We start from the raw sequence: 20,301 nt of genomic DNA on the forward strand, positions 1-20,301 counted from the left end.
AAAGGGAGGGGGAGACTCTTATGGAATTATTGATTCAGAAAGCAGAGGAATTTGTACATAACGAGCTTGGAAAGGATTCAAGCGGTCATGATTGGTTCCACATTGACCGTGTCAGAAAGCTGGCGAATTACATACGTCAAAAAGAAGATGCTGGTGACGCTTTTATCATTGAAATGGCTGCTCTCCTCCATGATATCACAGATGAAAAGCTGAATGACACAAGGGAAATAGGGGAACAAAAGCTTCATGATTTCCTGTTGTCAATACCGCTTACGGAAATTCAACGGAAGCATATTGAAGAGATTATCCAGACAATCTCCTTTAAGGGAGGCAATGAATCAGAGCTTCAGTCGATTGAGGCAAGAATTGTTCGAGACGCAGATCGGCTTGATGCTATTGGTGCAATAGGGATTGCAAGAACCTTTGCTTATGGAGGGAAAGCAGGAAGCCCCGTATATAATCCGGAAGCTGGTGTAAGAGTACGGATGAGTGTTGAGGAATATCGAAATGGAAAATCCTCTTCCATTCACCACTTTTATGAAAAACTGCTTTTGTTAAAAGACCGCATGCATACCAAAACGGCAAAGGAGCTTGCTGAGCAGCGGCATCAATTTATGGGAGATTTTTTATCGCAATTTTATAAAGAATGGAATGGTCAATATGAGGTCTCTGACAGTTGAAGATGTAACAAAATCATACGGTGAAAAACAACTGTTTAAAGGAATTTCATTTCACATAGAAGAAAAAGAACGAATTGGTTTAATCGGTGTGAATGGAACCGGAAAATCCAGCCTGTTAAAAATCATTGCCAAGATCGATGACCCGGACTCCGGTCAAATGATTCACCCTAATGATTATGCAATTGCTTATTTATCACAAAATCCAAATCTGAATTTGGATTTAACCATATTAGAACAGGTATTCCAAAGTAAAGCACCTGTCATTACATTATTAAAGCAATATGAAGAGGCTCTCATACAGCTAGAAAAGGACCCTTCAAACACCGGTCTTCAGGAAAACTATTTTAACATACAACGGCAAATGGATGCTGCAAATGCATGGGATGCCAGCTCTAATGCCAAAACGATTTTGTCGAAGCTGGGAATTCAGGAATTCTCCAAAAGAATAGCTGAATTATCAGGAGGGCAAAAGAAACGTGTGGCATTAGCCCAGGTGTTGATTGAGACACCAGAGCTTTTAATACTGGATGAACCTACTAACCACCTTGATTATGAAACCATTAAGTGGCTTGAGGATTACCTTGGAAAATATGCTGGTGCAGTACTTCTTGTAACGCATGACCGGTATTTCTTGGATCATGTGACAAACAGGATATTTGAATTGGATCATGGAAGGCTTTATTCCTATAAGGGGAATTATCAAGCTTTTATGGAAGGAAAGGCTCTTAGAATAGAAGAGGAAACGAAGGCTGAAGCAAAGCGGGAAAATTTGTACAGGCGTGAGCTTGCCTGGATACGCAGAGGAGCGAAAGCAAGGTCGACAAAACAAAAAGCAAGAATTCAGCGATTTAATAATTTAGAATCAAATCTGGGTAATCTTGCACAAAGAGAAAATGTGGATATTTCGCTTCAAGGCAGCCGCCTCGGGAAACAGGTTTTTGAATTTAAGCACGCTTATAAGTCATTCGATGAACGACCGATACTCTCTGATTTTAACTGGCTCATCAAGCCTGGAGACAGAATTGGAATTGTAGGGAAAAACGGCAGCGGAAAATCTACGCTTATGAATTTATTAGCAGGTAATTTAACTCTTGACCAAGGAGAGCTGATTATTGGACAAACGGTTAAAATTGCTTATTATAAACAAGAGAATGAAGAACTGGATGAAAACAAACGAATGATTGAGTATATTCGTGAATTCGGGGAAGTAGTGACTACGAAGGAAGGGGAAACCATTTCTGCCACCCAGATGCTGGAGCGTTTTTTATTTGAAGCATCAGCACACGGCACCCCGATCCGCAAGCTTTCAGGCGGCGAGAAGAGAAGACTTTATTTATTGAAGCTTTTAATGGGTAAGCCAAATGTTCTGCTATTGGATGAACCAACCAATGATTTGGATACAGAAACATTAACCGTTCTTGAGGATTATTTAGAAACATTTCCGGGAGTCGTCATTTCGGTATCTCACGATCGTTACTTTTTGGATAAATCCACTGAGCAGCTGATCATTTTTAAAGGAAACAGCATCATTGACCATTACTACGGTTCATATAGTGATTATTTAACGGAAACAGCTCTTCAGCAGGAACCGAAAAAAGAAAAAATCAAGCCTGCTGATTCTCTTTCCAAACAGGAAGAACCTAAGAAGAAAAGAATGACGTATAAGGAAAAGCTTGAGTGGGAAAGCATTGATGACAAAATTCTGGAAACGGAAGAGAAGATTGAGGCCCTTCAAAATGAGTTGAATTCGATTGGCAGTGACTTTGAAAGGGCTCAATCCATAATGGAAGAAATGAATCAGCAAAATGAACTTTTAGAAGAGTTAATAGAGAGGTGGAGCTATCTTTCTGAAGTAGCAGAGGGATAAGCTAATCAGCCAGACCTTAGAGAAAGGTGGATAAAATGTGAATATAAAGGCAATTGAACCTACTCCAAGTCCCAATACAATGAAAGTAATTTTGACGGAGGAATTGCCTCCGGGAAAAAGCTCCAATTATAAAAAAGAGACAGCATCTGGTGCACCCGGCATTATTCAGGCAATATTGCAGATTGAAGGTGTAAAAGGAGTATACCATGTAGCTGATTTTCTTGCGGTTGAACGGAACGGAAAATTTGACTGGCAGGAAATTCTGCCCAAAGTTCGAAGTGCATTTGGCGAAGAGGAACAAGACGACAGGAATGCTCACAAAGTAAATGAGCACTTTGGTGAGGTAAACGTTTTTGTACAGCTGTTCAAAGGTATTCCTTTACAAATTAAGCTATCAGATGGAGAGCAAGAACGCCGATTCGGGCTCCCCGTGTATTTTACAGCAGCCATGCAGGACGCCCAGCTGGAAGGTGACAATTATGTTTTACTAAGAAAATGGAAAGAACTCGGGGTAAGATACGGTGATTTAGATCAAATTGGCAAGGAGGTTACAGAGGAGCTTATTGCCGCTTATCCTGAAAAGCGTCTGGCTGCAATCATTGACACAGCAAAACATTCCAATGCCAGTATGACTAGAAAGAAATTGCTGAAGGTTACTCCTGAAATGCTAGAGGAAGAGGATTGGAGAAAGAGATATCAGCTTCTTGAACAAATGGAGGATCCTTCTATTGAAGATCTGCCTGTACTGGAAAAGGCCATCACGGATCAAAAGTCATCCATCCGCAGATTGGCTGTTGTCTATCTTGGAATGATAAAAGATAAAAGAGTGCTCCCATTATTATATTACGGACTGAAGGACAAAGTGGTAACAGTCCGGAGAACAGCTGGTGATGCTCTTTCTGACCTTGGTTTTAAAGAAGCGATGGAACCGATGGCAGACGCATTAAAAGATAAAAGCAAAATTGTCAGGTGGAGAGCTGCCATGTTTCTCTACGAAGAAGGCGATGAATCTGTTTTGCCTGCGTTAGAAGCTGCTGAAAGCGATTCTGAGTTTGAAGTACAGCTTCAAGTCAAAATGGCTATAGAAAGAATTAAAGGAGGAGAAGAAGCAAAAGGATCTGTTTGGAAACAAATGACACAGGCTCGAAATAAATTGTCAGAAGAGAAAATTTAAACTACTGAAATAGCCTGTTGAAATGGAGCTTTGCCAATACTCAATCATGCCAAATGTGCATGATATCAAATGTAATGAGCAAAGCCAAAATAATAAAATGAACTGGAGGAAAATAAAATGTCAATGGCATATGAAGAGTATATGAAACAAATAGTCAAACCAATGAGAGAGGAGCTTGCTCAATCAGGCTTTAAAGAACTGCTTACACCGGATGAAGTAGAATCCTTCATGGAGTCTACTGAAGGTATTACCTTTGTTGTGGTGAATTCTGTATGCGGGTGTGCAGCCGGCCTTGCTAGACCTGCTGCCGTAATGGCTGCGACTGAAAATGAGAAAAAACCGGATCATTTAGTGACTGTATTTGCAGGTCAGGATAAAGAAGCGACGGCTAAAATGAGAGAATATTTTACGGGTTATGAACCTTCATCGCCCTCTATGGCAATGGTGAGAGGAAAAGAAGTGCTGCATTTTATTCCAAGAGATGAAATTGAAGGCCATGATGTTGAGGAAATTGTTGAGAATATAACAGGTGCATTAAATAAATATTGTAAATAATAACAACCACTGGCTGGCAGCCCGAAAGCTTTAAAAGGGTGTCAGCCTATATTTTAAGGTGATGAAATAGGATGTTTGTTACGACTGCAGGCAGGTTTAACACCCGCCTAATTAATGAAGCAATAAAGGCAGCTGGTGAGTTAGGCATTCCTTTTCAGCCTAGGAACGGCATTTCTATTGAGAAGTTGATGGTAAAAGCATCTTCCAGTTCAAGTATGGTGGTAGGAAAGGAAAGGATAGAGCTTTATTTTAAAAATAAAGAATATCCTTTCTTTTTTCACCCCAACTCAGCCAGTTTTAGAATTAAAAGGCTCTTAATGGGGGAAAAGGACCCATTTATTGAGGCAGCAGGATTGACGAACGGGATGAGTCTGCTCGACTGTACAATGGGACTTGCCTCTGATAGTATTGTAGCTTCATTTATTGTTGGGGAAAAAGGAAGAATTCTAGCAGCAGAAGGAAATAAGTATCTCCACTTTATTGTGAAAAAGGGACTGCAGAGCTGGAATTCAGATTTAATGGAAATGAATGAGGCCATGAAAAGGATAGAACCACTTCACATTACCTATCAGGAGTTGTTAAAAACGCTGCCGGAAAATTCAGTGGATGTTGTTTATCTTGATCCTATGTTTGAAGAGACCATCACAGAATCAAAAGGGATCGAGGGGATAAGGGAGCTCGCTTTATATGGCGGGCTAACGAATGATGTTATTATGGAAGCCAAGAGGGTTGCTAAAAAACGAATTGTACTTAAGGATCATTTTAAATCTGAACGATTTGCTGAACTCGGTTTTCATGTTATGAAAAGGAAAAGCTCTAAGTTCCATTTTGGATATATGGATGTATAGCAGGAGGAATGCAATGTGCTTCCTCCTTTTTTGGTGAAGACTGTTTTCGCATAAATTGAAAAAGAGCCTTGGTGAAAGAAGCAGAAAGATAGATTTTGGTTTTTGGTCATCGAATGCCATAATGCTTGGCTTTCTAATTAATCAGTGATTGTTAAATAGGTGAAATATCCCAGTAATATAACTATTCCTATGAGAATAAGAATGGATACCATTTGGAACCTCCTGTTATACTTCTTTAACTTTCTTTTTTTATGCCTACAACAAAAATCAAAGTTAATGTTGTTCCCCCAAGTTAATTTCCGCTGCTGGCAGGCTTAAAGAACTATTTTATACAAAATTTCACCCTGTATAATAAGTATTCCATCTTGAATGATTTTTTATGATATTGTAGCAATTCTATTACTTTTTTACCTTATTTATAGATTATGAAACCTTTTAATTTAAAATTCATAAAGACAAGTGTACAATTAATAAAAATATATATTGATTTAAAAAATGGTTATTTGTGGTTTTCGCTCTAATTATTGGAGGGGAAGGCACTAGACTCCGGCAGGACAAGCAGGAAAAAGGAGACCCCGCAAATGATTTATGCAGTGGTGGCTCCCTGTTTGCACCTCGGAAAGTGAGTGCCTGGAGCGGGAATGAATAGCCAATTTATAAAAAGCTTATATCCAATCTATATTGTAAATTTTTTTGGGGATAAAAGAAATTTTTAATTTCGGAAAAGTTGGAAGTATTCAAGGGATTTGAGGGGATTCACATGAAAAAATGGGCAAAAAAATCGCTGGTTGTATTAGTTTCCATTTTATCTTTTGGAATAGTGACACCTTCACATGCGATATGGAACCAAAAACATGAACAAGCAGACCAGCAAAACTATAATCGTTACTTTAATAATGATCAGTATAGTGCCATTCAAACGGCGAAGGAAAACACATTAGACCATCGAGAATTATTGGACAAAATGATGACCGCTGCTGAAAAACAATCATATGATAAATTTGGCCCGAAGATTAAACCTGTTATAGAAGATGAGTTCAGGGAAATGATTTTACCTAATATTCAGAAGGCGATTAACCAAACCATAAAGCAATATCCGACAGAAAAGCTGGCTTCTCTTGAGATAACAGAACATCCAAGCGGCGGAAATGGAGAAAAAATCTTTCATATTTATGATCGTGAAAATGGGAATGATGTCATTCGTTTTCATGTGAGAAGGGATCATCCTCCGTTAGATGGGTACTATTTTAATTTTCACTACCATACTAAATTCGATCAGTATCAAGCCCATAATCATTTAGGGTCGATATATTGGGATAAAAATACACCTCCAAAGTGGATGAGCGTATAAAATTTAATTTTGCATATGGGCAATTGGAGGGCAATACAACAGGTAAGAGTTAAAGAGCAAAAAACAAGTGCGGCAAAGGGGTGAGCATGAAGCAGTATCTTTTGCTGTGCTTTTTTTAGTTCATTCCCTTTTTTCTGCTCACCTTAAAAGTAATGAGCTAAAAAGCAGCAGAGACTTTTAACAAAACCTATTTCTTTCTCCTAAGGAAAAAGTCAAATCTAAGATTTTTTCGCACAGTCTTCTTCTTATTATCCAATTTTTTATGTAAATGAAAATGAAACGAGAAAACATATATAAAGCTTGATATGTTAAAATAACGTATATGCTTTATATTTACACATAAGAAAAATAAGGGGGATAGAAGGTGAAACAATATTTAGACCTTTGTCATCATGTGCTAGAAAACGGAATAAAGAAAGGAGATCGGACAGGAACTGGAACGATCAGTGTATTTGGATATCAAATGAGGTTTGATTTACAAAAGGGTTTTCCACTGGTAACGACAAAAAAACTTCACTTGAAATCCATTATTCATGAATTGCTTTGGATGCTGAAGGGGGACACAAATGTCCGTTACCTTCAGGAAAACGGTGTACGTATTTGGAATGAGTGGGCTGACGATAAAGGTGAACTGGGGCCAGTTTATGGACATCAGTGGAGATCATGGTCTGTATCTGATGGAAGCAATGTTGACCAAATTAAGGATGTCGTGGAGCAGATAAAGAGTAATCCTGATTCCAGACGTTTAATAGTAAGCTCATGGAATGTCGGTGAAATTGATCAAATGGCTCTGCCTCCATGTCATTGCTTTTTTCAGTTTTACGTTGCAGATGGAAAGCTTTCCTGCCAATTGTATCAAAGATCTGCAGACATTTTTCTTGGAGTTCCCTTTAATATTGCTTCTTACGCCCTTTTAACAATGATGATGGCACAGGCGTGCGGTCTTCAGCCTGGAGAATTTATACATACTTTAGGTGATGCCCATATTTATTTGAATCATTTGGAGCAAGTAAAGGAGCAGCTAACAAGAGAACCAAGGAAGCTTCCTAAGATGAAAATAAATGAGGATATTAAAAACATACTTGAATTTAACTTTGAGGATTTCCAACTTGAGAACTATGATCCTCATCCGCATATTAAGGGGGTCGTAAGTGTATGATATCGTTTTTATGGGCTCAGGACAAAAAGGGAGTAATTGGATTGAACAATCACCTTCCATGGAGACTGCCTGAAGATTTGAAGTATTTTAAAAACACTACAATGGGCCATGCGGTTGTAATGGGAAGGAAGACATATGAATCGATCGGCAGACCTCTCCCTGGAAGAAAAAATATTATTTTAACGAGAGACCTTGATTTTCATGCAGAAGAATGCCTTGTCTTACATACAAAAAATGATTTGTTAGCATGGGCAGAAGAAACTCGGCAAGAAGTTTTTATAACAGGCGGAGCTGAGATATTTGGTCTTTTTATTTCTGAAGCAGACCGCTTGTATGTGACAAAAATTGAAGAAACATTTGAAGGAGATACTTATTTCCCAATTCTTGATTGGACAGATTGGACGTTGATTTCAAATGAAAAAGGAACGCGCAATGCAGAAAATCCATATGATTACTTTTTTCAAGTATATGAACGAGTTTCTAACCCGTAAACGGATCTTTTAGATCCGTTTTTTTTTTACGCTGTTTTCGCATAGAAGGTTGTTTTACGTACAACACATCATTTCTTATGTTGTCTGTCTTCGTGGGATTTTTTCCAAAGCTATTCACATCTTTTAATCCTATCTTGATAATACATCATTTTAGTTGTGTCAATTAACAACGAAAAGAGACTTTTTTATTAAGGCAGCATTCAGGAGAAATTAGTATGATTGAACCGCTTCATTATAGAGAATCACTATTCATCATTACTGCATTTTTTAAAAAATTATTCATATTTATTAGGGTATAGGAATTTATTTCCAAGGATGTTCTCTATTTTAAAACCCTATTATTTGAATTCGGAAGGATTGAGCGGTTTGGGCAAAAAAAAGCTGCTATTCTTTAGTGATTTTGGAGTTGATGATATATTAGCCGTTCTATATGCGTTTTTCAGCACCAAAATTGACATGGTGGGCATTGTGGTAGATTATGGGAATATCTCAAAGGAAAATGCTCTCCGCAATGTGCGGTTTCTAAAAAAATTGACTGGGAAAGAGAATATTCCTGCCTTTGGAGGTGCAGCGGTTCCTTTGACAGGTAAGAGTCCTACTTATTATCCTGATATTCACGGACCTGCAGGATTAGGCCCCATTGTGCCTAGCCCTGATATGTTCACCTTTGACTTTGAAAATTTTTATGAGATTAATTCTCTTATTAAAAAGTATGAAAATGAGATCATCCTTTTTTGTTCTGGCAGGCTGTCATCCCTTGCTACCATGTTTATACTGTATCCGGAAATGATGAAAAAGGTTAAAGATATCTACATAATGGGAGGTGCGTTTCACTCCCCAGGGAATGTAACACCTAAGGCTGAAGCAAATTTTTATAGTGATCCTTATGCAGTAAATCTGATACTGGAACAATCTCCAATTAAAACCCATATCGTGCCTCTCGATGTAACCAGTCATGCCATTTTGACTCCGCAAATGGTAAATGATTTAGATCGTTATTATAGGCTTACAAATAATCAGGTTGGGATGATTATTAAGCCAATGGTTGACTTTTATTATCGGTTTTATAAAAGCAGGTCACCTCAAATAGAAGGCAGTCCGATGCACGATTTACTAGCACTATGGTCACTCGAGAATCGCGAGAAAATTGTATTTGAACCTGTGCCCGTACGTATTTTGGTTGAAGAAGGGGAAGGGTTTGGCCAAAGCCTGGGGGATTTTCGGAATATATTAATGAAAGCGTCTTGGCCTGTTCACTATGTTGCCAAAGAGTTTGATTATTCTCAGTTTATTTCTCAAGTGATTCAAACATTTAAATCGATTCCTATAAATCATGAACATTAAATATGTCTATAAATCTTAAAAAATCACAAAATTTTTTAGTTGCTTTATAACATGATATAATAAAAGGAATTGTAAAGCGGGGTGACTACTTTGAAAAAAATCGTCCCCTTACTTTTAGCTTGTATCCTAATAATATGCGAATCCGGATGTTCTCAAGTGATAAAACAATTTTCTCAAAGCAGGATTCAGGTTGAGAAAAAACCGCATCCTCCAAGTGATTTTATTCCTAAAAATATTACCATTACGGCTGCAGGGGATTCACTTACGCAGGGAGTGGGTGACAGTACTAAAAGCGGAGGGTATATACCCTATTTGAAAAAGGACTTGCAAAGCCTGAAAGGTGTGGGTACAGCATCTTTTTCAAATTACGGAATACAGGGGAATAGAACGGATCAGCTGCTGTCAAGACTCCAAAGTCAATCGAGCTTGAGAAAAAGTATTTCTCATTCTGACGCGGTCATCATTACAATAGGCGGAAATGATGTGATGAAGGTGTTCGAAGACCATATTAGTGATCTTAAGGTTGGTGAATTTCAAACAGCCATATTCGGGTATGAACACCGCCTTCAGGAGTTAATGAAGACAATTCGTACACTGAACCCGCATGCCAGTATCATTCTCATTGGAATTTATAATCCTTTTATGGAGTGGTTTTCCAATGTTCAGGAGCTTGATGAAATTGTAGCTAACTGGAATAATGTCAGCATGCAGGTAGTTGCCGGATACAAAAATGCAGAGTTTGTTCCGGTATATGACATTTTCAATCATCATGAGAAAGATCTTCTATACACTGATTATTTTCATCCAAACGATAAAGGGTATAAGCTAATAGCTAACAGGGTTTTTCGATATATGCAGAATAAACAAATTGATGTTCTGACAAAATAAATTTTCCAGCGGTCTATCAGAAACGCTCATATCCTGCCAACGATATGCAGCTTTGATGCTCTAGGGAACGTAAAAGGAAAGTGATAAAATGACTATAAAAAATGGTTGGAAGCGTGCTTTTTTTGTACTTGTGATTGTGGAATTATGCGTGGCAGCAGGATTAATCGGATTCGTTTTATTCCCTTCTTCTCAAAAATCTATACCCAAATTGCCGACAAATAATGGAGAGTATGTTCCATTCCATGTGCATACTAATAAAGAAGATTTAAACCAGGTCATTGCACATTATTTAAAGCAAAAAGGCCAAAAAGGACCTGTTCATTATAATGTGGTTTTAAATCATGATGTGGAATTGTATGGTACTGTCCATGTGTTTACCGAAAATATTCAACTGAAAATGACCTTTGAACCAAAATCACTCAGAAACGGCGACTTAATTCTGAAAGAAAAGTCCTTATCCTTTGGGAATATGAATCTGCCTGCATCCTATATTTTGAAATTTGTCAGCAGTTCCTATGATTTACCGGACTGGGTAAGTGTTAATCCAAATGCGGAATCCATTTATGTTGCTTTAACACGTATGAAGCTTTCAAACAATGCCAGAGTAAAAGTTGATGAGTTTAATTTAAATGATGATAAGATAGCTTTTACTTTGCTCTTTCCAGGAAAATAAAGCAAAAATCCCAAACAGCGGCAATCTATGAGCCGCTGATTTTTTAAATGAATAACTTTAATAAATTAATGCACTAAAGGGGTCTGACCCCTTTAGTGAGCTAAAGCAAAATCGGCGGTTTCAAAGCATTTTAAGATCATTCTCTACCCATGCGATGGTATGGGATTGATCAGGCTTAAAAGTAATATTGGGAAAAGCGGATATTAATCGCTTTGTATTTGACTCTCTCAATTCCAATGTGGCGGTCATGGGGACAAAGCTGAGAAAATTCGAGGCATTTTGGTAAGAGATTCTGTTAAATAAGGTGACTCCTCCTTTAATGTTTACATCGATGGCAGGGGAGCCCTTTGAGAGATGAAGAAAGCGAATAACGCTGATGGGAAGAATGAATTGAGCCTGATCGACATAGGAATTCAGCTGTATTTCCTCTTTTATGCCCGATAAAGCCACGGTAATGTAGGCTCCATTTTGCAGCCGTATTTCTTTTATAATCAGAGGGAACTCTTGTGTTCCTGCAGGGTATATTTCAATTCGGTAGAGTCCAGCTGCAAATGTTAAATATGGACTTAACTGTTTGAAGGAGAAAGCCTTAAATATCATTTTTCCATTTATATATATATCTACATTTTCATGCCCTGAAGCTGCATGAAAGAATCGTACATAATAAAACAATGGCTGTTTAGATGATTGTCGCCTTTCTTTTTGCATCTGATTTACAAAGAATGCATGCTGCAGGTAATCATACGGATATTCATAGGAGCTTATATAGGGATAATGTCGCGACCAACTATTAAATACAGCAGTGGTATCAAGCGGCAATTTATCAGGGAACATCTTTCTCCTCCTCATCAGTTAGTTTTATAAAATATGCCCATGTTACATAGGAGGTGATGGTTGAGAATGTTTTAGCATAAATGGTTGATTTTGCAATGACCAGTTCACATAGGGACAGCATTTTTAGAGGGAATTACAGCAATTAAAGGGAATGCTTGAATTCTGGCTGTTCATTTCCTCTGCAGGCTTTCGCTTTCGGCGGGCAATAGGGGAGTCTGCTCGCCTAAACTAAGACTCACACTATCCACCCCACGTTTGATTGCCTCATAGGTGAAGCCGTTTAGTATACATCCAGAATAAAAAGAGTTAAAATGCTTTAAAGGGATTATGAAAATGAATTTTAGGAGGCTGTAATGGACCATAATCATTTTGAGAAAGCTACTTTCGCAGGCGGTTGTTTCTGGTGTATGGTGAAGCCGTTCGATGAGCTTCCCGGGATTAAAAGCATTATATCAGGCTACACAGGCGGAATAACCAAGAACCCAACCTATGAGGAGGTTTGCGGGGGAGGAACCGGCCATACGGAGGCTGTTCAAATAACCTTTGATCCCGCTGTTTTTCCATATAAAAAGCTTGTAGAAATTTTTTGGCAGCAAATTGATCCGACAGATGCAGGAGGTCAGTTTTTTGACAGAGGGAGATCCTACCGTCCAGCCATTTTTTATCATAATAATGAGCAAAAAAAGATTGCTTTAGAATCTAAGGAAAACCTTCAAGCAAGCAGACGTTTTAAAAAACCCATTGTTGTCGAAATTGAACCGGCAAGCGAATTTTACGCTGCTGAAGATTACCATCAGGATTACTATAAAAAGAATACTCTTCGTTATCACGCCTACCAGGAAGGATCCGGCCGAAATGCTTTTAAGCAGAATCATTGGGGAGATGAGAGCAGATGACTAAAGTAAATATTGAAGAGGCTAAGAAAAAATTAAATCCAATGCAATATGAAGTGACCCAAAAGAACGGAACAGAACCTCCTTTCCGAAATGAATTTTGGAATTATACGGAAGAGGGACTGTATGTAGATATCGTTTCCGGAAAGCCTTTATTCAGTTCGAAAGATAAATTTGATGCTGGGTGCGGCTGGCCAAGTTTCACCAAACCTTTAATTGAAGACGAAGTAATTGAAAAAACAGATACAAGTTATGGAATGCTGCGGACTGAGGTTAGAAGCAAGAAAGCAGATTCTCATTTGGGACATGTCTTTGATGATGGACCAGGCCCAACAAGGCTGCGCTATTGTATCAATTCAGCAGCCTTGCGATTTATTCCGAAAGAAAAATTAGCATCTGAAGGCTACGAGGACTGGGTTAAACATTTTGAAGGTTAAAGCACATCTCTCAAGATAGAGCTGGGCAGCTGCGGAAAAAATTATCTGAAATTTGGGCTAATGCACATACAGCCTATTAGACGTTTACATATCTTATGCTGTAAAGATAAAACAACTTTGAGGAGTGAAAGGTATGTACTACGGAGGATATGATGGCTGCGGCTGTTACCCAACATACAATTATGGAGGCTGTGGTTACGGCGGCTTTGTCGGCGGAAACAGGAACTGCTTTGCTTTAATTGTTGTCCTGTTTATTTTGCTTATTATTATAGGTGCTTGTTGGATTAACTAAATATGAATACAAAAAAGAGGATCCAATAAATGGATCCTCTTTTTTGCGGGTACACAAAGTAAAACATTTTTTAAAATGGCTTTGTTTAAGGACTTTGTTGTTTTGACCGAGAATGATAAAAAAGCCTATTAAAAAAAGTATTTGAACAATGTATTATCTTCCAAGGCCGAGCACCTAACTGCTTGAGCTATTCTTAATGTCTGGGGTCTTAAAAAGCCGATTAAATTTTAAAATTACTGATAAGAGCTCTTAATTTTTCAGCCTGCTGTGACAATTCGGAAGCTGCAGCTGTAACTTCTTCCATGGCAGCTGACCCTTGCTCTGAAGCGGCAGCCGTGGTTTCCGTATGAGAAGCAGTATTCTCAGATATTCCATTGACATGGCTGAAGGCTTGAGTGACATCCTTGCTCAATACAAAGGTATGGTTAATCTGATCAGCCATTCCTTCAATTACAGTTGTGGTTTCATTCGTGTGTTCCATAATTTTTTGAAGGGAAGCATTGGTTTTATTCGATATTTCCACTCCTGTAATGACTTCTTCTGCTCCTTGTCGATTTTGACTGATAATAGCTGAAACTTCACTTTGGATAGCATGAATAATATGCGTGACTTCTTTTGCAGCCACTCGTGATTGCTCTGCCAATTTACGTACTTCATCTGCTACAACAGCGAATCCACGGCCTTGTTCTCCTGCTCTTGCTGCTTCAATGGCAGCATTTAAAGCCAATAGATTGGTCTGTTCAGAAATAGCGGTAATGGTATTAATAATGTTTGTGATTTCACTGGATTTTTGGCCTAATGAAGCGATTGTGTCAGTGGTGCGTGCCATAATATCCTTGATATTCAAAACTTTGTTGGAGGAAAGTTTGACAGATCGGCTTCCTTCCTCTGCAGCTGCTTTCATAGCTATGGCTGAAGATTTAACTGTCTCTGCCTGTGAGTGTAATTGGATAATAACGTTCTCCAATAAACTCATTTTTTTCATGGAGCTGTCCATCTGAATGGACGCCTCTTCGCTCCCTGAAGCTATTTCACTTGTTGTTTCAGCTATGGACATAATGGTTTTGCTTGTTTCCTCAGCGGATGCCAGGAGCTCTTCACTGCTGATGGATACATTTTCAGCCATCAAAGAAATTTCTTTGATTAAATTGGCAATTCCTTCAATAAGCATGTTGGTATCCTTTGCCAGACTTCCAAGCTCATCGTGGCTTTTTATCTTAATTCGCTTTGTCAAATCACCGCCTGCACTTGCAATCTCTAGAATGGAACGGCTTATTCTTCTAACATTGGATTTAATGCTTCTTGAAAGCATCAAGCTTAATACGATTGATAATACCAATGCCAGTGTAGAGAGGGAAATTGTTGCCACTTTTGAAATCATCACTTGTGTATGCAGATTTTCAATCCTTTTATTTGTGACGGATGTTTCAGCCGCCAAAAGCTGTTGCAGATTTTCTTGGACCTGACTCATATATTTTTTTCCCTGCGCAGATTTTACTGCATCCGCAGCTTCCTGAAAAGAAGAATATTCTCTTGATTGAACAACATTTTCAATATAGCCATTCCAAAAATTGTAGGCTGACTCCACATTATCCATTTGTTTTTGTTCTGTTGGTTCAGATGCAAGCATTTTCTTTAAATTAGCTATGTAAGCTTCAACTTTTCCTTTGCTGGAGTTATATTCATTAAGTGAATCGGTATCATTTGAAATTACATAACCACGTTCTGCATTTTCCAGGCTGACAGAAGCTGTGAGGAGCTGCTGAACATTGTCATGGATAACCAGATCGTGGCTGGTGATATGAGTAATCTCATTTTCCAGGCTGTTCATATTCACATAATAGGTAATCGTGAGACCCATTAACAGAATTGTCAGCAGACCAAAGGATATAGTAATTTTCCCTCTTATTGTTCTTGAGTAGCCGATCACAATCTTTTGCTTGCTCATCACATTGTTTTTTGATTTTTTCTCCTTTTTCTTAAAGAATGGCTTTCTGGTTTCTTTGTATTTTGTTTTTTTTGTCATAATCCGACCCCCTGGTACATAATTCGACCTACTCTAATAGTAATAAATTTAGACTGAATTATCTAGTTTTTCCTAAAATTTTAATCTTTTTAGTGAGAAAAAAGTCACATGCAGCTGTTCATAATAATTCTTTTTTGTTTGGAGAGTTAAGATAGATTTAAAGGGTAATAGTTAAGAAAAGATTCATTTGTTTAGGAGGGAATTATTGGATGAAGCAATTATTATGGGTTGATGGTGAATGGGTGGAGGGAGCAGGCTATACGGATTTGTTTTCTCCTTATAAACATACAAAGATTGCGGAGGTGGCAAGGGCTGATGTAAAACAGGTTCATGCAGCGATTGAATCTGCAAGCCGGGCATTTGAAATCACAAGGAAAATGCCTGCCCATCAACGTGCTGATATATTGGAAAAAGTTGCTGATTTCATTAAACAAGATCGAAAAGAATGTGCAGAATTGATAGCAAAAGAAGCCGGCAAGCCGCTAAAATATGCCTTAGCCGAAGTGGACCGAACCATCATGACGTATAAATTTGCATCAGAAGAGGCTAGGAGGCTGTATGGTGAGACAGTGCCCCTTGATGCAGCTCCTGGAGGCGAGGGAAGAGTTTCCTATACTGTCAAGGAACCTCTCGGTGTTATAACAGGTATTACTCCTTTTAATTTCCCAATGAATTTAGTCGCTCATAAGATTGGACCTGCTATTGCAAGTGGAAATACCATTGTCATTAAGCCCGCCAGCCAGACGCCCCTTTCCTCCTTTAAAATAGCAGAATACTTTCATATGGCGGGATTGCCTGCTGGGGCATTGAATGTCATTTCTGGAAGCGGAAGCGAAATAGGGGAAATCCTTACAAAGGATGACAGAGTAAAAATGATTACTTTTACAGGAAGCCCATCTGTGGGTGAATCGATAAGAAATCATGCCGGATTAAAACGAGTTACCCTTGAGCTTGGCTCTAACTCGGCCGTTATTGTGGACAAGGATTCTGACTTAGAATCTGTTGTACCTAGAGTCATAACTGGAGCTTTTTCATACCAGGGTCAAGTTTGTATTTCCATTCAAAGAATATTTGTCCAAGAATCTATTTTTCATGCCTTTGTGAAAGCGATGGTTGAAGAAACCAAAAAACTAACCATTGGAGACCCTTTTTCCATGGATACAGATGTTTCCCCAATGATATCTGAAAAAGATACAAAAAGGGCCCTTTCATGGATTAACAAGGCAATTGAAAATGGATCTGCTTTGGCTGTGGGCGGAAAAGTAAAGGAAGGTGCGCTAGAGCCCTCCATATTGTTACATACCCCCTTAAATCAAGAGGTTTCGTGCGAGGAGGTTTTTGCTCCTGTCGTTCACGTAAATCCATTCGGAGAATTTTCCGAGGCGATCAGCATGGTAAACCAATCTAAGTATGGATTACAGGCAGGAATCTTTACAAAAGACGTGAATAAAGCATTTAAAGCAGCACAGGAGCTCCATGTCGGAGGGGTTATGATAAATGAAATACCTACATTCAGAGTTGACAATATGCCATATGGCGGTGTTAAAATGAGCGGAATGGGACGGGAAGGAATTAAGTATGCGGTGGACGAAATGACAGAGTTGAAATTTATCAGCTTTAAACTTGAGCAGTAATCCGATGAACTGCCGCAGCTTCTGCTTGCAGAGAGTCCTGGCCATTAGTCTAAATGTAAAGAAAGGCGAAGTATATGGAAAAATCTTTTTATCATTATTTAATGAAATATCGTGATCCAAAGCTGAAAGACGATTTAACTTTTTTTGCAAATGCAGCCTATGATGATCACAGCTTTCCAAAAATGTCTTCAGAGTATCACGAAATCAGCAATTACCTTGAATTAAACGGACCTTATCTGCCCTCAATGGCTATTTTTGATCAGGCGTGGGATTTATATATTTCTGAGAAAAATCAAAAATAATAAGGCTCTTTTCGTAAACTTTGTTGCTACTTGATACAAAAAAGGGGTATAAACCAAGGCTCAGTATTAAAACTTTTAATAACTTACGTAAAGATGCCACGAAGACAGACAACATACGGAATAATCCTTTATACGTAAAGCAACAATTTATGCGAAAACAGCCAATAATAAAGATCCGTCTTTTACCCTCTGGACAAGCGTTTGCTTGCTGAGGGTTTTTTATTTTCATACCATAAGTTTTTGCTCGTTTTTGGTAAATATTAGTTCAAACTTTTTACTTTGATGGTTGGAATGGATAAAGGAAAGTTCTGCTGGCAAAGGAAGATCCTACATGCGCGATTTGCGAAGAGGAGGCTTCCTGTTTGTAGCGCGGAAAGTGAGTGCCTGGAGCGGGAATCAAAAGCCAATTTATAAGAAAACCTCAAATACAATCTATATGAAAAAATCTCAAATTGTGCAAATGCTACCATGGTGTATGAAAAACCGCTTGATAAAATACCAGCTGCCTGCAGGATATCAATATGAAAACCACCAAAGTAAACAACTGCCTTTATTCGATACCTTTAAAAATGTTTTGCATATACTAAAAGAAAACAACTCTTATATTTCAAGGAGACGGGAGGAAATGAAGTATAACGATAAACCAAAGTTTAACATTGGAGATACCGTTGTCATTACTTTGTATGGCACAGTTGGGAAAATTACTAAAATTAAGCATATAGATGAACAATATTTATACGAAGTAAATGAAAGCCACGGTTTATATAATGAGAATTGTTTGGTATTGCTGGCAGAATATCGGGGGGAAATGCCGGACAAGGAACAAATTGATATAGAATACAAGTTCTTTTTCGGTGATCTAGTCCAAGTAAATGGATACAAAGGAGAATTGTTTAAAGTGGTGGGTTTTCGTACTGAAATATGGAGATATCAGGATGATGCCTGGGAAGATATCATTTATGAACTGACAAGGGTTACCGATGGAGAGTGGCTGGAGGCTGATGAAGAAGAGCTTCTCCTCATTGCAGATGCAGACCAGGCTGATGTTTTTTTGAAAAAATATGGATATTCTTTTTCAAAACATCAACAACCTTCACTTTCACTGCCCCCTCCAAGGGATAACCTGTCTTTAAAAATTGACCGTCTTCTTGATGCATATAATGATTATAAAATTCTGTATGAAACCTTTAAGGATGAATTTTACGTTTCAACCCTTCAAACCATCACAAAACAGCTTGTAGATTTATCAAATTCTAGAAAAGAAAGATTAGAAAAATAAGTTAGTTATGATCAGCACAATAGCGAAAAATGAAAATAAACCGAACACACATTTTAAAGTAATTTGCATAAACCGAAGAAACGCTTCTTCAAAAGGCGATTGCTCTATTGCTGTATCTTGATCTTCAAATTGTACAGAATTCAATTTTTCATCACCTCATTCAACGTATATTTCATGCTTATGCTTGTCTTTTAAAAAAATGCCAGCTGGATAAAAGAACTTGCATATCTTACGGTTCCAAACATACATTTTTTAAAAAAAGGAGGCGATTTTAAATGAGAGAAATTGAAGTCTATATTGACACTGAAGAAATTGCTGAATTTTTCTATCAGGAGTTAATTAAACGCGGGTACGTCCCCGGTGAAGAAGAACTTGAGGAAATCGCCGACATTACATTTGATTATTTAATAGCGAAATGTATAATCGATGAAGAGTGGGAGGAGGACTCCTATTAAGGGTATATAAGTATAGGCAGATACTAATCAACATAAATGGAAGCTATCCGAGACGGACGGCTTCTTTTTTATGGCCAATTATACAAATAGGCTGCTAACGAAAGATATGGAGCCTGAACTTTTGTTAAAGCTCTTTTCGTAAACTTTGTTGCTAATTGACACAAAGAAATGATTTAATATCAAGATTTAGTATTAAAATATGTGAATTACTTACGTAAAGATGCCACGAAGACAGACAACATACGGAATGATGCCTTGTACGTAAAGCATCAATCTATGCGAAAACAGCCTTTGTTACAAGGCTAATGTACGCTTATGTCAAATAAATACAGTTATGGTAAGACGCAAATCTGCAAGGAATATACCAAATACATTTTTATTTGTTAGTTGAACGGGAGCTTAACAAAAACAAACCCATATAAAATGAAAAATTAGTGGCCTATTTAAGAAGGATTTGTCAATTTTGTCATGAAATATATAATAAGAGCTTTGTAAGGAGTGATGTATCATGCAGTTTATGCAGCTAATAAAGCATATAAAAAAGGAATACAACATATATGACGCAACGCTTTTCCAGACACCCGCCTACGGTGGCAAGAGGGGGTTTGAGAAGGTCTATAGGCTGGATGTACCGGCCAAAAACCATATGGAAGCCTTGAATGAGCTTTTTGTTTTATTCAATCATCCTGACAGCATGCCTAAGGATTGTAAAGCACGGTTTGTGTCTACAGGAGACATTATTTTTATTGACGAAGGAAGGAAAGGGCATTTTTATTACCAATTAAAGTCAGGAGGATGGAAAAGCATCAACAGGATTTTGCTCCATTAAAATACCAGGTACCGGGGGCAATCCCCTGATGCCTGGCTATACAGCAAGCTGCAAATTATTTTCGATTTTGTGCAGAGTTTTCTTTTGCGTGTGCTTCATGCTCCGCGACAATTTGTTCTGCAGGAATATGGTTATTTTTCTTTTGTCCCTTTACTCTATTTCGGTGCTTTTTACCCATAAGCTCCTTCTCCTTTCAAGTGAATAGTATCGCTCATAGATAGTATTTCCGAAAAGAAAAAGAACATGTTAGTGATTGCATCTTGTCCTGATAAGCATTAAAATGGACATGC

General features: G+C 38.1%; 22 protein-coding genes. 19 read left to right on the forward strand and 3 right to left on the reverse strand.

The features are described 5' to 3' along the window. The first annotated feature begins 20 nt into the window (after window positions 1-20). The 11 genes from A5N88_RS03185 to A5N88_RS03235 all read left to right on the forward strand — a co-directional run bounded on the left by A5N88_RS03185 (window position 21) and on the right by A5N88_RS03235 (window position 11,030). Window positions 21-680: an HD domain-containing protein gene (locus A5N88_RS03185; protein ID WP_066262965.1), complete on the forward strand. Its 660-nt coding sequence runs from the start codon at window positions 21-23 to the stop codon at window positions 678-680. Next, on the forward strand, window positions 661-2,547 hold the full coding sequence (locus A5N88_RS03190) for an ABC-F family ATP-binding cassette domain-containing protein (protein ID WP_066262970.1): 1,887 nt from the start codon (window positions 661-663) through the stop codon (window positions 2,545-2,547). The genes A5N88_RS03185 and A5N88_RS03190 overlap by 20 nt, the downstream gene beginning before the upstream one ends. 37 nt (window positions 2,548-2,584) lie before the next feature. Continuing rightward, window positions 2,585-3,721, forward strand: coding sequence for a conserved virulence factor C family protein (locus A5N88_RS03195; RefSeq protein WP_066262971.1), 1,137 nt, complete (start codon window positions 2,585-2,587; stop codon window positions 3,719-3,721). Window positions 3,722-3,838: 117 nt separating this feature from the next. Beyond that, a complete protein-coding gene (locus A5N88_RS03200) occupies window positions 3,839-4,276 on the forward strand; it encodes a BrxA/BrxB family bacilliredoxin (RefSeq protein WP_066262973.1) in 438 nt (145 codons plus the stop codon). A gap of 71 nt (window positions 4,277-4,347) precedes the next feature. Further along, a complete protein-coding gene (locus A5N88_RS03205) occupies window positions 4,348-5,124 on the forward strand; it encodes a class I SAM-dependent methyltransferase (protein ID WP_066262975.1) in 777 nt (258 codons plus the stop codon). A 760-nt stretch (window positions 5,125-5,884) separates the two neighbouring features. Beyond that, window positions 5,885-6,475, forward strand: a complete 591-nt coding sequence (locus tag A5N88_RS03210; RefSeq protein ID WP_066262977.1) for a YpjP family protein — start codon at window positions 5,885-5,887, stop codon at window positions 6,473-6,475. Window positions 6,476-6,839: 364 nt separating this feature from the next. Next, the gene (locus A5N88_RS03215) at window positions 6,840-7,634 is read left to right on the forward strand and encodes a thymidylate synthase (RefSeq protein WP_066262979.1); all 795 of its coding nucleotides are present in this window, start codon (window positions 6,840-6,842) and stop codon (window positions 7,632-7,634) included. Continuing rightward, window positions 7,631-8,125, forward strand: a complete 495-nt coding sequence (locus tag A5N88_RS03220) for a dihydrofolate reductase (protein ID WP_066262982.1) — start codon at window positions 7,631-7,633, stop codon at window positions 8,123-8,125. The genes A5N88_RS03215 and A5N88_RS03220 overlap by 4 nt, the downstream gene beginning before the upstream one ends. Before the next feature lie 366 nt (window positions 8,126-8,491). Next, window positions 8,492-9,469, forward strand: coding sequence for a nucleoside hydrolase (locus A5N88_RS03225; protein ID WP_083953273.1), 978 nt, complete (start codon window positions 8,492-8,494; stop codon window positions 9,467-9,469). A 156-nt stretch (window positions 9,470-9,625) separates the two neighbouring features. Beyond that, complete coding sequence (locus tag A5N88_RS03230; protein ID WP_232317512.1) at window positions 9,626-10,357, forward strand: SGNH/GDSL hydrolase family protein; 732 nt, start codon at window positions 9,626-9,628, stop codon at window positions 10,355-10,357. Between the two features lie 88 nt (window positions 10,358-10,445). Then, window positions 10,446-11,030 (forward strand): YpmS family protein, encoded by a 585-nt coding sequence (locus A5N88_RS03235; protein ID WP_083952994.1) that lies wholly within the window; start codon window positions 10,446-10,448, stop codon window positions 11,028-11,030. A 120-nt stretch (window positions 11,031-11,150) separates the two neighbouring features. On the opposite strand, the gene A5N88_RS03240 is transcribed toward A5N88_RS03235, so the two are convergent. Then, window positions 11,151-11,864 carry a DUF4397 domain-containing protein gene (locus A5N88_RS03240; RefSeq protein ID WP_066262991.1) on the reverse strand — a complete coding sequence of 238 codons (714 nt, stop codon included), beginning with the start codon at window positions 11,862-11,864 and terminating at the stop codon, window positions 11,151-11,153. 353 nt (window positions 11,865-12,217) lie between these two features. On the opposite strand from A5N88_RS03240, the gene msrA reads away from it, so the two are divergent. The 3 genes from msrA to A5N88_RS25710 all read left to right on the forward strand — a co-directional run bounded on the left by msrA (window position 12,218) and on the right by A5N88_RS25710 (window position 13,486). Further along, window positions 12,218-12,760 (forward strand): peptide-methionine (S)-S-oxide reductase MsrA, encoded by a 543-nt coding sequence (msrA, locus tag A5N88_RS03245; protein ID WP_066262994.1) that lies wholly within the window; start codon window positions 12,218-12,220, stop codon window positions 12,758-12,760. Beyond that, window positions 12,757-13,194 (forward strand): peptide-methionine (R)-S-oxide reductase MsrB, encoded by a 438-nt coding sequence (gene msrB / locus A5N88_RS03250; RefSeq protein WP_066262996.1) that lies wholly within the window; start codon window positions 12,757-12,759, stop codon window positions 13,192-13,194. Before msrA ends, msrB begins: the two co-directional genes overlap by 4 nt. 133 nt (window positions 13,195-13,327) lie before the next feature. Then, window positions 13,328-13,486, forward strand: coding sequence for a YjcZ family sporulation protein (locus A5N88_RS25710; protein WP_083952996.1), 159 nt, complete (start codon window positions 13,328-13,330; stop codon window positions 13,484-13,486). A gap of 220 nt (window positions 13,487-13,706) precedes the next feature. On the opposite strand, the gene A5N88_RS03255 is transcribed toward A5N88_RS25710, so the two are convergent. Then, window positions 13,707-15,512: a methyl-accepting chemotaxis protein gene (locus A5N88_RS03255; protein ID WP_066263003.1), complete on the reverse strand. Its 1,806-nt coding sequence runs from the start codon at window positions 15,510-15,512 to the stop codon at window positions 13,707-13,709. Window positions 15,513-15,721: 209 nt separating this feature from the next. Here A5N88_RS03255 and A5N88_RS03260 point away from each other — a divergent pair, with 209 nt between their 5' ends. The 5 genes from A5N88_RS03260 (at window position 15,722) to A5N88_RS03280 (ending at window position 20,011) form a co-directional block, all read left to right on the forward strand. Then, window positions 15,722-17,146, forward strand: coding sequence for an aldehyde dehydrogenase family protein (locus tag A5N88_RS03260; protein ID WP_066263005.1), 1,425 nt, complete (start codon window positions 15,722-15,724; stop codon window positions 17,144-17,146). Window positions 17,147-17,220: 74 nt separating this feature from the next. Then, window positions 17,221-17,448: a YozE family protein gene (locus A5N88_RS03265; protein ID WP_066263007.1), complete on the forward strand. Its 228-nt coding sequence runs from the start codon at window positions 17,221-17,223 to the stop codon at window positions 17,446-17,448. A 331-nt stretch (window positions 17,449-17,779) separates the two neighbouring features. After that, complete coding sequence (yodN, locus tag A5N88_RS03270; RefSeq protein ID WP_328006984.1) at window positions 17,780-18,727, forward strand: germination protein YodN; 948 nt, start codon at window positions 17,780-17,782, stop codon at window positions 18,725-18,727. 275 nt (window positions 18,728-19,002) lie between these two features. Continuing rightward, a complete protein-coding gene (locus A5N88_RS03275) occupies window positions 19,003-19,182 on the forward strand; it encodes a YozD family protein (RefSeq protein WP_066263009.1) in 180 nt (59 codons plus the stop codon). A 508-nt stretch (window positions 19,183-19,690) separates the two neighbouring features. Beyond that, on the forward strand, window positions 19,691-20,011 hold the full coding sequence (locus tag A5N88_RS03280) for a YodL domain-containing protein (protein ID WP_066263011.1): 321 nt from the start codon (window positions 19,691-19,693) through the stop codon (window positions 20,009-20,011). 55 nt (window positions 20,012-20,066) lie between these two features. On the opposite strand, the gene yoyE is transcribed toward A5N88_RS03280, so the two are convergent. Beyond that, the gene (gene yoyE, locus A5N88_RS26050; RefSeq protein ID WP_260525540.1) at window positions 20,067-20,189 is read right to left on the reverse strand and encodes a protein YoyE; all 123 of its coding nucleotides are present in this window, start codon (window positions 20,187-20,189) and stop codon (window positions 20,067-20,069) included. Window positions 20,190-20,301: the final 112 nt, after the last annotated feature.

The organism is Heyndrickxia acidicola, assembly GCF_001636425.1.
GTDB lineage: Bacteria > Bacillota > Bacilli > Bacillales > Bacillaceae_C > Bacillus_AE > Bacillus_AE acidicola.